This is a genomic window from Nocardia sp. JMUB6875 (assembly GCF_041154655.1).
In the GTDB taxonomy this organism is placed as follows: Bacteria; Actinomycetota; Actinomycetes; order Mycobacteriales; family Mycobacteriaceae; genus Nocardia.
Window position 1 is genome coordinate 1 of sequence record NZ_BAAFGR010000195.1, and the last position, 12,782, is coordinate 12,782.

Sequence of the window (12,782 nt, forward strand, 5' to 3'; positions counted from 1 at the left end):
ATCGAGGCCAGCGCCAGGATGAACCGCCGCACACCGGTGACGGCGCGGCGCATGCCCGCCTCGGCGGCGCGAATCACGAACGCGCCCACCGGGATCGCGATCAGGTGTGCCAGCAGCATGGCCGGTGAGGAGCCGTGATGGTGGTGGCCGGGCGACATGGACAGCGCCGCGTGCCCGATCGACTGTCCCGCGGCCAGCATGGCCATGGTCCCGGCCGGTCCGTAGCGGGGGCGCATCGAGGCCACCGCGACCCCGATCAGCGTGCACGCGGCGAACAACAGGGCCAGTGAGGAACCGTCGGGTAGGGTCGCGCCGCCGCCAAGACCGTGGGCCGCGACCGCCACCGCGCCCGAGGACGCGCCGACGGCAGCGCCGCGCAGGCGCGCGGTGTGATCCGTCGGTGAGCGCACCCGAACATGCTACGACGTCGTGTCGTGGATGATGCTTCCAGGTGGCATGACCGGCGTCTCCACGAGATCTTCACAATCGGGGCGAACCTTCTCCACGGTGGTTGCCTAAGGTCAGCTGCATGGAAACCAGTCCGAGGAGCCCGCGCCGGATCCTGGTGGTCGAGGACGAGCCGACCATCGCCGAATCCATCGCCGCGCGGCTGCGCGCCGAGGGATACGCGGTCGATCTGGCCCACGACGGGCCCGCCGCGGTGGAATCGGAGGCCGCCGGTGACCCGGATCTGGTGGTGCTGGATGTGATGCTGCCCGGGTTCGACGGCCTGGAGGTGTGCCGGCGCATCCAGGCGCGGCGGCCGGTGCCGGTGCTCATGCTCACCGCCCGCACCGATGAGACCGACATGCTGGTCGGGCTCGGGGTGGGCGCGGACGACTATCTGACCAAGCCGTTCTCGATGCGGGTGCTCACCGCCCGCGTGCACGCCCTGCTGCGGCGCGTGGAGCGGACCGCGGCCCCGGCGGCGACCATCTGCGTGGGGGATCTGCGCATCGATACCGATCAGCGGCGGGTGTGGCGCGGCGAGGACGAAACCCAGCTCACCCCACTGGAGTTCGAGCTGCTGGTGCATCTGGCGCGGCGCCCGCGCACGGTGCTGGCGCGGGAACGACTACTCAGTGAGGTGTGGGGGTGGGCCGATGCGTCGGGCACCCGTGCGGTCGACAGTCATATCAAGGCGTTGCGCCGCAAGCTCGGCGCGGATCTGATCCGCACCGTCCACGGGGTCGGCTACGCCCTGGAGGCGCGATGAGCGGCGAGAGGGCCCGGCGGTGGGCGGTGTGCGCGCATCCGAGCCGGCTGCGGCCCTGGCCGGTGAGCCAGTGGAGTCGCGACAGCGCCTCGGGGCGAGAAGCCGACCACGGGGACAGGCGCGGGGAGGGGCAGCGGTGAGCATCGCGGAGTCCTTGCGGGGGGCGGGGAATCGGGTGGCGGCGTGGATGCCGCGGCCGCTGGACCGGGTGCCCTCGATCAAGATGAAGCTGGCCATCCTCATGGTGGGATCGGGTGCGGTGGCGTTCGGGTTCTTCGCCCTGCGCATCGGCTGGCTGCCACCCAAGACCGCGATCGCGGCCACCCTGCTGGCGTTGATCCTGTCCCAGGTGCTGGCGCACGGGATGACGCTGCCGCTGCGGGAGATGACCGCCGCCGCCAAACGCATGGCCCAGGGCGACTATTCGCGCCGGGTGCGCGCCACCTCACGTGATGAGGTGGGGCAGCTGGCGGAGGCGTTCAACCAGATGGCCGCCGACCTGGCCGCCGCCGATGCGCAGCGGCGCGAATTCATCGCCAATGTGTCGCACGAATTGCGCACGCCCATCACGGCGTTGGGGGCGGTGCTCGAGAACCTCGTCGACGGGGTGTCCCAGCCCGATCCGGCGACGCTGCGCACCGCGCTGGCCCAGACCGAGCGGCTGAGCCTGCTGGTGTCGGAGCTGCTGGCGCTGTCGAGCGTGGAGGCCGGTGCGGTGGCCCTGGACCGGGAACCGCTGCTGGTGGAGCCGCTGCTGAAAGAGGTGGTCGCCGAGGCCGAGGTGATGGCCGTCGCGATCGACCGCCCGGTCCGCTTCACCGTCGCCGTGGCCACCCCCGACCTGACCGTGTACGCCGACCGCGCCCGCCTGCACCAGGTTCTGCTCAATCTCCTCGACAACGCCACCCGCCACGGCCCCGCCCACGGCGAGGTCCGCCTGCACGCCCACGCCGACCGCGCCGCCACCGTGCTCGAGATCTCCGACGACGGCCCCGGCATACCGGTCGCCGACCGGGCCCGCGTCTTCGAACGCTTCACCCGCGGCGGCCGCGCCACCGGCGGCGGCACCGGTCTCGGCCTGGCCATCGCCCGCTGGATCGTCGACCTGCACGGCGGCACCATCGCCGTCGCCGACCCGGGCTCCCGCATCCGCGTCACCCTCCCCACTCTCTGACACCCATTCACCCCGTCACCCGCAGCGCCCGGCGCTCCCGGGACGGTCCCGCACACCCATCGGAGGCTCCGCCATGCCCGAAAACCCGCCCACCACACCCGATCCCGGCCCGGTTGCCAGCGATTCCGCACAGCCTGCCGCGCCCGACCCGACCCCGTCCGAGGCGGCGTCGCCCTGGGCGCGCAACGCCGCGACCGCGACAACACCGCCCGCACCCGAGCCTGCGGCGGACGGACCCGAGATCGTCGCGGACGCACCGGCTTCGCCCGCACCACCACTCGGGCCGACCACGCACCCGGCGGCGCCTGTGAATCCCGCTGTGGTCGCGAATCATGTTCCGCCGCAGCGGATTCCCTCGCGGTCGGCGCGGGCTCCGCTGCCCGGTGGTCTGCTCGCCGCGGTGGGCGCGGCGGGTCTGGCCGGTGCGATCCTCGTCCCGGTGGATCGACCGGGGCTGGGGTGGCTGCTCGCCGGGCTGGCCGTCGCGGGCACCGTATACGGGGTCGATCGGGCCGCGCGTCGAGCGGCCGACCGCGGCAGCGACAGCGTCGGCGCGGAGGCCGCGGCGCGCACGGACCGGTCCGGGTCGAGGGGTCCCGGGCCGGATCCGAAGCGCGGCGGGTGGGAACGGATGTGGTGGAGGGTGCTCGCGCTGGCGCGGCTGGGGGTCGGGGTGGTCCGGGATGCGCCGTGGCTTTTCGGGCTGTGTGTGGTGGGGGCGCTGGTGGCCGGGTCGCTTGCGGTGGTGCGGCGGTCGGTGTACGGGCTGTGGTTCGACGTGGCGGCGGTGCCGTTCGCGGGAATGACGTCGCTGCCGTGGCTGTTTCGCGCTGCCCGGGAGCCGCGGGGGCGCGCGCGGGTGGGGTCGCAGCGGGTGTGGTGGTCGGTGGCGGTGGCCGCGGCGCTGCTGGTGGTTGTGGTGCCGTTGCTGGCGGGGGCCGATGCGGTGTTCGCGGGGATCGTGAACGGGCTGGTGCCGAGTATCGATGTGCCCGCGGTGGTGCGGTGGGGGTTCGTGTTCGTGGTGGTCGGGCTGGGGACGGCCGGGATGCTGTATTTGCTGGCCGCGCCGCCGCCTGCCGCCGGCCAGGACCGCAGCGCCGGGGGCTCGGGTGCGGAAGCGGCGGATGCGGTGGGCTGGTGGGGGATTCGGCGGTTCTCGCCGGTGGAGGGGGGAATTCCGGTGGGGGCGTTGACGATCGTGTTCGCCGCGTTCGTGGGCACGCAGGTGGCGGTGTTGTTCGGCGGCGACGGGTATGTGCAGCGCACGGCCGGGCTGACCTATGCGGAGTATGCGCGCAGCGGGTTCTGGCAGCTGTCGATCGTGAGCATGCTGACCTTGGCGGTGATCGCGGGGGTGCTGCGGTGCGCGCGGCAGGAATCGGCGGGTGAGCGGCGCTGGCTGCGGGGCGCGATCGCGGTGGTGTGCGGATTGACGCTGTTGATCGTGGCCTCGGCGCTGCATCGCATGTGGACCTATCAGGAGGCCTACGGGTTCACGGTGCTGCGGCTGCTGGTGGAGGTGTTCGAGGGCTGGATCGCGCTGGTGTATCTGCTGGTGCTGGTGAGCCTGATCTCGTTGCGGCGCGGCTGGGTGCCGCGCGCGGCGATCGGGGCGGCGGCGGTGACGCTGCTGGGGTTGGCGGTGCTCGACCCGGAGCGGCTGATCGCCGAACGCAATATCGACCGGTGGCAGGCGGGCAAGAACCTGGACACCAGCTATCTGAGCACCCTGTCGGCCGACGCGCTGCCCGCCGCCGACCGGCTGCCCGACCCGCAGCGCGCGGCGATCGCCGAGGTCATTCGCGCTCGGCTGGAACGCGATTCGTGGCAGGGCTGGAACTACGCGCGGGCTACCGCGCGGCGTTGATCAGCCGAAGCTGACCGGCGTCCAGGTGCGGCCCGCGTCCTTGGTGGTGAGCATGAGGCTGGGCGAGTGCTCGGTCCCGGTCCGGTGCATGATCACGAATCCGGTTGTCGCGGAGACGAAATCACCCGACCGCGCCACCCAGTCGGTGCCGGGCGCGGTGTAGGCGGTGGTCCAGGTTTCGCCGCCGTCGGTCGAGGTGAGCAGATGCGCGTCGACCGCGGCGACCAGATGCAAAGCGTCGGCGGGAAACAGGTTGGCGGAGCCGGGCAGGGTGGGCGAGAGCTGCCCGGTCTCGGTGAAGCTGATTCCGCCGTCGAGTGAGGTCATCAGGTGTGTGGTCGCGGTGTCGTCGATGCCGGGACCGGAGCGGCCGCACAAGGCCACGACCCGCCTCTCGGTCAGGGCGTGCCAGTCGGCGGGTCCGTTGCCGCCGCAGGGCAACTGCCACGGCGACCAGACACCGTTGACCAGCCGGGCTCCGGTCTTGGTGCGGTCGGTGACCACCAGCCAGGCCCGGTTGCCGACGACGGAGACCTCGGCCGAGGGATCGGGTCCGTCACCCATCACGGCGGGGATATCGGTGGTTTCGCTCCACGAGTCGCTGGCGAGGGGGCTGGTGAACAGCACGACCTTCTCGCCCGGCTGGGTGGCGGCGATGTAGGCACTGTCCTCGGAGAACGAGATCGTCCACCCGTCGGTCACGGCGTTGACGTCGAGATCGACCTGATGCCAGGTGGTTCCGCCGTCATGGGTGGAGAACAGCAGTGCCCCGGCGCGGATCCAGCCGTTGCGGGCGTCGGCGAATTCGATCCAGCCGTCCTCGTGCGCGGCGGTGCGCAGCAGGGCCGGGAACGGTTCTGGCTGCCAGGTGCGCCCGCCGTCGGTGGTGTGGCGCAGTTCCCGGCAGGGTTCGCCGGTGCACGGGTAGGTGCGGCCCAGCACCCAGCCCTCGTCCTCGGAGCTGAAGTTGATCGAATCGGGTTGGAACCCAACCGGATCCACGTCCGCTACGAGATTTCCGGGCGGCGCGGGGGTGGGGCTCGGTGGCGTGGGCGACGCGCTGGCCGACCGGGTGCTGTGGTCGGCTCCCGCGTCCAATCCGTTGCCGCCGGGATCGAGGGTGAGCGCGGCGACCACCCCCGCCGCCAGGACCGGTGCTCCGACTCCGACGACTCCGGCCAGCACGACCGGATTCCGCAATCCCACCGGTCCGGACTCCCTTCGACACAACCCCCGGACCGGTGTCTCCGGGCACTCACCCGGGCGGCCCTGCGGCACAACGCGATCGAGTATGCCCGCAAGTAGGGCGATTCGCCCAGCCGGCTCAGTGCCCGGCGCGCTGGGCGGCCAGGCGGGTCGCGATCTCGGCGATGAGTTCGTAGGGGATGGGGTTCTTCAGCGGGAAGTTCAGCGATCCCTTGCCCGCGAGGTAGGGCGCGATGGCCGCCTCGAAGGCGGCGTCCCCGGCGGGCACGGGATACACCGACAGGTGTTTCTTCCAGCCCGCGAAGTACACGACGGCTTTCCCGTTCACCTCGACGGCGGGCATCTTGTAGGCGAGGGTCTCGGTGGAGTCCGGGAGTGCGGTGTGGATGGCCGCCCGCACCCGGTCGAGGGCTTCGCGCATGGGTGCGGGCTGGGCGGCGAGGTATTCGTCGACGGTCGTGGGGTCGGGCTGCGCCATGAGGTCCACCCCTTTGTCGTAGGGAATATCCGTTCCGTGGGGAGTATCCGATTCGACCGTACCGGGCGGCTGGTCAGCGGCGCAGGCGTTCCAGCAGGGTCGTCGCGGTGTCGAGCATGGCGTCGACGGAGTCGGTGACGTAGAGCAGGTCGACGAAGAAATCGTCGAATCCGGTGTCGGCGGCGACGGATTCGATGGCGTCGGCCACCGGGGCGAGATCGGTGCCCGCGGCCACGTTGACGCGCAGGATGGTGTCGATGGCCTGTGGGTCGCGGCCCGCGGCGACGGCGGCCTCGTCGATGATCGCGCGCAGGGTGAGCAGCTGTTTGCTCCAGCCGGGCGGGCCGGGCACCGGGACCACGGGCAGCCAGCCGTCGGCGCGGCGGCCGATGCGGGCCAGCCCGGCCGGGCTGAACGCGCCCAGGTGGATCGGCGGGCGCGGGCGCTGCACGGTCTCGAGCGCGCTGCGATGCTCGGGGACGGTGACGAAGCGGCCGCGGTAGCTGGCGGGGTCGGTGGTCCAGATGGCTTCCAGCGCATCGAGAGTCTCGTCCAGGCGCGCCCCGCGATGGGTGAATGGGACTCCGGCGGCCTCGTACTCCTCGGGCGACCAGCCGATGCCGAAACCGGGAATCAGGCGGCCGTCGCTGACCACGTCGATGGTGGTCAGGGCGCGAGCCAGCTGCGCGGGCCGGTGCAGCGGCGCGATGAGCACATTGGTGCCCAGCTGCACCCGCTCGGTCGCCGCGGCCGCGATGCCGAGCACCAGGAACGGGTCGAGCACGTAATTGAATTCGGCGGGAATGGTGTCCTTGCCCGCGTACCCGACCTTGGGATTGGTGGCCGCGATCAGCCGCTCACCCACCCAGAGACTGTCGGCCCCGGCCTGTTCGAGCGTGGTGGCGTAATGCGCGATGCGTGCGGCCTCACGAGCCTGCGGACCGTACTGGGGAAGCGAGAAGCCGATTTTCACCCTATCGGTGATACCAGACAGGATGGGCGGGGTGGGAGAACACAAGGACCGCATGCTCGCCGGCGAGCTCTACCGTGACAACGATCCGGAACTGATCGCCGAACGCCTGCACTGCCAGCGACTACTCGACCGCTTCAATGCCACCCGCGCCGGTGAGGACGCCGTGCGCCGCGGCATTCTCGAGGAGCTGCTCGGCGAGATCGGGGAGGGCTCCTGGATCATGCCGCGCTTCCAATGCGACTATGGGCACCTGATTCGCTTGGGCCGCAACAGCTTCCTCAACTACGACGCCATCGTCATGGACTGCGCGCCGGTCACCATCGGTGATGACGTCTCCATCGGCCCTCGCACCCAGCTGCTCACCGCCCTGCACCCGATGGCAGACCACGAGCTGCGCCGCGGACGCTGGGAAACCGCCGCCCCCATCACCATCGGCGACAATGTGTGGCTCGGCGGCGGCGTCATCGTCTGCCCCGGTGTCACCATCGGCGCGAACACCGTCGTCGGCGCGGGCAGCGTCGTCACCCGCGACCTCCCCGAAAAGGTCTTCGCCGCAGGCAATCCCGCCCGCGTCATCCGCACCCTCTGACGGCCTCCGTCAGAGCCCGGCGTCGGGGCCACGCGCCGGTGCAACGCAGGGCTGCCGCCGTGTGCCGCAGCGCTATTCGGGCAGGCCCGTGAGTTCTGCGCACAGGCGGTGCAGACGAGTCGCGGCGGCGTCGTCCTGGGCGGCGGGGGAGGGTGCCTTGACGCGGTTGTGCTGGAAGTAGCAGCCGGAGACGGCGCCGACGTCCGGGTCGGTGGCGAGGTAGGTGAGGGTGTGGGCGGCCTGGTCGGGGGAGATCATGAAGATCTTCTTGAGCAGGCTCATGGCGGGGCGGGCGAACCAGGGGGCGGCGTCCCAGATGCCGGTGGCCACCACGCCGGGGTGGAAGGCGTTGGCGGTGACGCGGGTTCCGGCCAGGCGCTGGGCCAGGTCGCGGGCGTAGAGGATATTGGCGAGTTTGGCGCGCCCGTAGGCGGTGGCGCCGGTGTAGCCGCGGCGCAGCTGGGGGTCGTCGAAGTCGAAGGTGTTGCCGTAGTGCATGACCGAGGAGGTGAACAGGATGCGGGCGGGTGCGCTTTCGCGCAGCAGGTCCAGCAGCAGTTCGGTGAGCAGGAAACCGGCCAGGTGGTTGACGGCGAAGGTGGCTTCCAGACCGTCGCCGGTTTCGGTGCGGCGCAGGTGGAATCCGCCCGCATTGCTGGCCAGCACCTCGAGGCGGTCGTAGCGGGAGCGCACGGTGTCGGCCAGGGCGCGCACGGCGTCGAGCGAGGACAGGTCGCATTCCAGGGCGTCGACCTCGGCCCCGGTCTCGGCGTGGATCGATTCGGTTGCGGCGGACAGCTTTTCGGGATTGCGGCCGACGAGGATGAGACGGTGTCCGTCGGCGGCGAGCTGTCGCGCGGCCGCCAGGCCGATCCCCGATGTGGCCCCCGTGATCAGCATGGTCTTCATGCCAGGCCAGCCTGCCACAGCCGCGCCGCGCTGTCGCGGTTCCGTGTCACTCGATCGTGATGGTGGTCTCGTGAAAGACACTGCCGGGCAACGAGAGTGGCGTTTGGTCGGGTGCACGAACCGGATCGGTGAATTCGGGCCGGATACCAGGTGACAGCGCACCCGTCACCCCGTACCGTCTGAGACAGACGCGCCCGCATGGTGGCGGGCGGCCCTCGGCAAAGGAGCCGACCATGGCGCACGCGCACACCGCCTCATCCGTCCCCGCGACCCGCCCGGGCCTGCCACCCAACGCGCGCTTCGACATCGGACCCGCCCGCTACCCGAAGGTGCACCTGCGCCGCGGCGTCGGAATCCGGTTGAGCGACGGCACGATTCTCTCCGCCGACATCACCCGCCCCGCCGACCGGCGCGGGCGGCCGGTGACCGAACCACTGCCCGCCGTCATCACCCTCACCCCGTACAACAAGACCCTGATGACGCGCGCCAACCCGCTCATCGACGCCGTCTCCGCCGTCGGGCCCCTCGTCTACCGGCTCGTCCCGCCCTCACCACACGGCCGTGCGGGCGGCCGCGAGATGCTGCGCGCTCTCGGCGGCGGCGCCCTGGAATCGGTGCGCGCCAACCGCACCCTCATCGCCCGCGGCTACATCCACATCGCCGTCGACGTGCGCGGCACCGGCACCTCCACCGGCCGCCTGCAACTGATGTCCGCCCGCGAACAACGCGACCACCTCGAGGTCCTCGACTGGGTGCGCCACCAGCCCTGGTGCAACGGCGATCTCGCCATGACCGGCATCTCCTACCTTGCCATCACCGCCCTGCAGACCGCCGGACACCGGCCCGAAGGCTTGAAAGCCGTGTTCGCCCTGGTCGGTTCGGAGGACCCCACCCGCGACCTCATCCTCACCGGCGGCGCGCAATCCACCTTCAACATCGCCTGGCTGGCCGCGGTCAACGGCGGCAAATGGCTGCCCTCGGTGCCCGGACTGGTGAAATCCGGTGCCGCCCTGCGCTATCTGCGCGACCGGGTGGCCAGCCCGTTCACCCGGTTCACCGACCTCACCGGCGCCCTGCTCGACGACCACCACCGCCAGCACTTCTACGACGCCGACGCCCGCGACCGCCGCCCCGACCTCGAGAACATCACCGCCGCCACCTGGATCCACGCCGGCTGGCACGACGTGTTCGCCCGCTCCACACCCGGACTGCATCACCGCCTCCGATTGCCCGCGGGCGCCGCACAACTCGTGGTCGAGGACAGCTACCACGTCGGCCCCGGCACCGGCTTCGGCACCCACGACCACCCGCAACGCCTCGACGAACTGCAATGCGCGTTCTTCGACCGCTGGGTCAAGGGCATCGACAACGGGATCGACGCCTACGGACCGGTCACCGTGCGCCAGCTCGGCGGCGACTGGGTCAGCCGCGACGACTACCCGCATCCGGCCGCCCGCCCACACCACTGGTACCTGTCGCGCCAGCCCAGCGGCGCCGCACCGCACGCCGCCCACGACGGCTCCCTGCAGCACGCGCCCGACCGGTACGCCGCGCGAATCCGGCTGCCCCGCAAGCGCCCCGCCATCACCTCCCAGACCAGCACCTGGATCCTGATGGGCCTGCCCACCCTGCTCGGCCGCGACTGGTCGATCGACGACCGCACCCACGAGGCCGCCGCCGCCACCTTCACCAGCGACGCCCTCGACCACGACCTGCTGCTGTCGGGACCGATCAACCTGCACCTGCACGCCAGTACCGCGGGCACCGAGGCGTTCTGGGCGGTCACCGTCTGCGACGTCGCACCCGACGGCACCTCCACCGTTCTCGCCCGGGGTGCGCTGCGTTCGACGCGGCGCGCCCTCGACGAGAAGGCCAGCGGATACCGCGACGGCGAACTCCTCACCGCCGAACACGACCTCAGCGCCGCGGCCGTGCTGCCGGTGAATCCCGGTGTGCCGCACGATCTCGACATCGACATCACCCCCACCGAAGCCGTCCTGCGCACCGGGCACCGCCTGCGCGTCGCCATCGCCCGCACCAGCTGGCCGCGCTACTTCCTCACCCCCGCGGTGACCCGGCACATCCGCGACCAGCACATCGTCCTCGACCCCGACCGGCCCAGCCGGCTCAGCTTCCTCGCGCTACCCGTGACCGCGGAGATCGAAAACCTCGACGCCTCATAGCGAGATCCCGCCACCGCGGGCGAACCGCCTGTGCCGCAAGGTCACAACCCGTACCGTTGAGGCATGGAGCCGGTCCTGGTCACCGGTGCCGCCGGGGGGCGCGACGGATCCTCCGGACGGCACCTCACCGCACAACTACTCGGGCGCGGCATCCCCGTTCGCGCCCTCGTCCACACCGACGACGTCCGCACCACCGTGCTGCGCGCCCTCGGCGCCGACGTCGTCGTCGGCGACATGCGCGATCTCGCCTTCCTGCGCACCGCCCTGTCCGGGGTGCGCTGCGCCTACTTCACCTACCCGGTCATCGACGGACTTCTCGACGCCGCGGGCGCCTTCGCCGTCGCCGCCCGCGAAGCCGAAGTCGAACGCGTCGTCGCCGTCTCCCAACTCGCCGCCGGACCCCAAGCCTTGACCCCGCGCATGCGCCAGCACTGGGTCGCCGAACAGATCCTCGACTGGGCCGACATCGGCGCGATCCACCTGCGCTCGGCCGTCTTCCACGAAAACCTCGCCCGCATCGCCGACACCGGCGACGGAGCCGCCCTATCCCTGCCCATGGGCCCGGCCACCACCGAACTGCCCCTGGTCGCCGCCGCCGACGTCGCCCGCGTGGCCGCCGGACTGCTCAGCGACCCCACCCTCGACGTGGACCCGATCCTGCTGCTCACCGGAGACGTCCTCACCATCGGCGACGCCGCCCGCGCCCTCGGCCGCACCTATCGGGAGACCGACCCGGACACCTGGCATCGCTGGGCCCTCGACTTCTACGGATCTCCGCACGCCGCCGAACATTTGACCAAGCTGTGGGAGATCTTCCGCGTCCTCGGCGAAGGCACCGGGCTCTACCAGGTCACACCCACCATCGAGAAGTACGGCGGACACCCGCCGATCAGCCTGGCCGACTTCGCCATCCACCGGCCCGCCCCGCACTGAAGGGTATCCGCGCCACCGAACTGTCCCCGCTCGCCGTGCTTCGATTACCTCCCGAGTAATGGCCTGGCGCCCATACCTATTCGTACGATCGGCCTATGGCGACACACACGGCGGGCGATCTGCTCCGGCACTGGCGAACCACCCGGCGGCTGAGCCAACTCGAACTCGCCGGCCGCGCCGACACCTCCACCCGCCACCTCAGCTTCATCGAAACCGGCCGCGCCACCCCCAGCCGCCAGATGCTGCTGCACCTGTCCGACGAACTCGACATCCCCCTGCGCGAACGCAACCGCATGCTCCTCGCCGCCGGCTACGCCCCCGTGTACGCCGAACCCGCCCTGGACAACCCGGCCATGCAACCCATCCGCGACACCGTCCGCCAAATCCTCACCGGCCTCGAACCCCACCCCGCCCTCGCCATCGACGCCACCTGGACCATGGTCGACGCCAACGCCGGCATCGCCCTGTTCCTGCCCGGCGTCGACCCCGCCCTGCTGCAACCACCCGTCAACGCGCTGCGCCTGACCCTGCACCCCGACGGACTCGCCGACCGCATCATCAACCTCGCCCAATGGCGCGGCCATCTCTTCGAACGCCTGCAACGACAAATCGAGGTCACCGGCGCACCCGAACTCATCGCGCTGCTGGAAGAACTGCGCGCCTACCCCGGCGGCGAGGAAGTACCGGGCCTCCCCGAACCCGACCAGGCCGTCGTCCCGCTGCGCCTGCGCCACGATGGGCACGACCTTTCGTTCGTCAGCGCCACCACCGTCTTCGGCACACCCATGAACGTCACCGTCGCCGAACTCGCCATCGAATCCTTCTTCCCCGCCGACCCCGCCACCGCCACCCTGCTCCGCGACCTCATCTCCGTCACCCCTGCCGACTGACCGAATCGGCTGGGCGTGCCAGTCCCGACTAGTCGGTCCGCGCTGGGGTGTTCATCCCGCACAATGAGAACCCATGGACGTGCCCGCGCACCTCGCCCACCTCACCGGCACCCCCATCGCCCGCGTGCACCCACTCGGCCGCAGCCACGCCTGGACCCTGCACCGCGCCGAAACCACCGACGGCCGCGAACTATTCGTCAAAGCCCTCCACGACGACACCCCCTCCACCGCCCTCACCGCCGAAGCCGCCGGACTGCGCTGGCTCGCAGCAGGGCACGCCACCCTCGTCCCACCGGTCCTGGCCGCCGACCCCACCATGCTCGTTCTGGCCTGGCAGCCAACGCAATCGCCTACCCCCGAC

Annotated in this window: 12 protein-coding genes and 1 pseudogene; 8 read left to right on the plus strand and 5 right to left on the minus strand. The window is 71.2% G+C overall.

What is annotated here, in order from left to right; translation table 11 throughout:
- The coding region (locus ACAM49_RS33920) for a hypothetical protein (protein ID WP_369639633.1) at positions 1–410 on the minus strand (410 nt) is incomplete at its 3' end.
- Positions 411–529: 119 nt separating this feature from the next.
- Here ACAM49_RS33920 and ACAM49_RS33925 point away from each other — a divergent pair.
- The 3 genes from ACAM49_RS33925 (at position 530) to ACAM49_RS33935 (ending at position 4,260) form a co-directional block, all read left to right on the plus strand.
- Complete coding sequence (locus ACAM49_RS33925; protein WP_369639634.1) at positions 530–1,216, plus strand: response regulator; 687 nt, start codon at positions 530–532, stop codon at positions 1,214–1,216.
- 187 nt (positions 1,217–1,403) lie between these two features.
- A complete protein-coding gene (locus ACAM49_RS33930) occupies positions 1,404–2,390 on the plus strand; it encodes an ATP-binding protein (protein WP_369639644.1) in 987 nt (328 codons plus the stop codon).
- Positions 2,391–2,463: 73 nt separating this feature from the next.
- A complete protein-coding gene (locus tag ACAM49_RS33935) occupies positions 2,464–4,260 on the plus strand; it encodes a DUF4153 domain-containing protein (RefSeq protein WP_369639635.1) in 1,797 nt (598 codons plus the stop codon).
- On the opposite strand, the gene ACAM49_RS33940 is transcribed toward ACAM49_RS33935, so the two are convergent.
- The 3 genes from ACAM49_RS33940 to ACAM49_RS33950 form a co-directional block, all read right to left on the minus strand.
- The gene (locus ACAM49_RS33940) at positions 4,261–5,466 is read right to left on the minus strand and encodes a hypothetical protein (RefSeq protein ID WP_369639636.1); all 1,206 of its coding nucleotides are present in this window, start codon (positions 5,464–5,466) and stop codon (positions 4,261–4,263) included.
- Positions 5,467–5,584: 118 nt separating this feature from the next.
- Positions 5,585–5,944 carry an iron chaperone gene (locus tag ACAM49_RS33945; RefSeq protein ID WP_369639637.1) on the minus strand — a complete coding sequence of 120 codons (360 nt, stop codon included), beginning with the start codon at positions 5,942–5,944 and terminating at the stop codon, positions 5,585–5,587.
- A 73-nt stretch (positions 5,945–6,017) separates the two neighbouring features.
- On the minus strand, positions 6,018–6,917 hold the full coding sequence (locus ACAM49_RS33950) for a TIGR03619 family F420-dependent LLM class oxidoreductase (protein ID WP_369639638.1): 900 nt from the start codon (positions 6,915–6,917) through the stop codon (positions 6,018–6,020).
- Positions 6,918–6,948: 31 nt separating this feature from the next.
- On the opposite strand from ACAM49_RS33950, the gene ACAM49_RS33955 reads away from it, so the two are divergent.
- Positions 6,949–7,506, plus strand: a complete 558-nt coding sequence (locus ACAM49_RS33955) for a sugar O-acetyltransferase (RefSeq protein ID WP_369639639.1) — start codon at positions 6,949–6,951, stop codon at positions 7,504–7,506.
- Between the two features lie 72 nt (positions 7,507–7,578).
- On the opposite strand, the gene ACAM49_RS33960 is transcribed toward ACAM49_RS33955, so the two are convergent.
- The gene (locus tag ACAM49_RS33960) at positions 7,579–8,415 is read right to left on the minus strand and encodes an SDR family NAD(P)-dependent oxidoreductase (RefSeq protein ID WP_369639640.1); all 837 of its coding nucleotides are present in this window, start codon (positions 8,413–8,415) and stop codon (positions 7,579–7,581) included.
- 233 nt (positions 8,416–8,648) lie between these two features.
- Between ACAM49_RS33960 and ACAM49_RS33965 the strand changes: the two genes are divergently transcribed.
- From ACAM49_RS33965 to ACAM49_RS33980, 4 genes and pseudogenes are all read left to right on the plus strand, one after another.
- Positions 8,649–10,598 (plus strand): CocE/NonD family hydrolase, encoded by a 1,950-nt coding sequence (locus ACAM49_RS33965; RefSeq protein WP_369639641.1) that lies wholly within the window; start codon positions 8,649–8,651, stop codon positions 10,596–10,598.
- A gap of 63 nt (positions 10,599–10,661) precedes the next feature.
- Complete coding sequence (locus ACAM49_RS33970) at positions 10,662–11,531, plus strand: NAD(P)H-binding protein (protein ID WP_369639642.1); 870 nt, start codon at positions 10,662–10,664, stop codon at positions 11,529–11,531.
- A 95-nt stretch (positions 11,532–11,626) separates the two neighbouring features.
- Complete coding sequence (locus tag ACAM49_RS33975) at positions 11,627–12,421, plus strand: helix-turn-helix domain-containing protein (RefSeq protein WP_369639643.1); 795 nt, start codon at positions 11,627–11,629, stop codon at positions 12,419–12,421.
- A gap of 73 nt (positions 12,422–12,494) precedes the next feature.
- A pseudogene (locus tag ACAM49_RS33980) lies at positions 12,495–12,782 on the plus strand (fructosamine kinase); the annotation flags it as partial.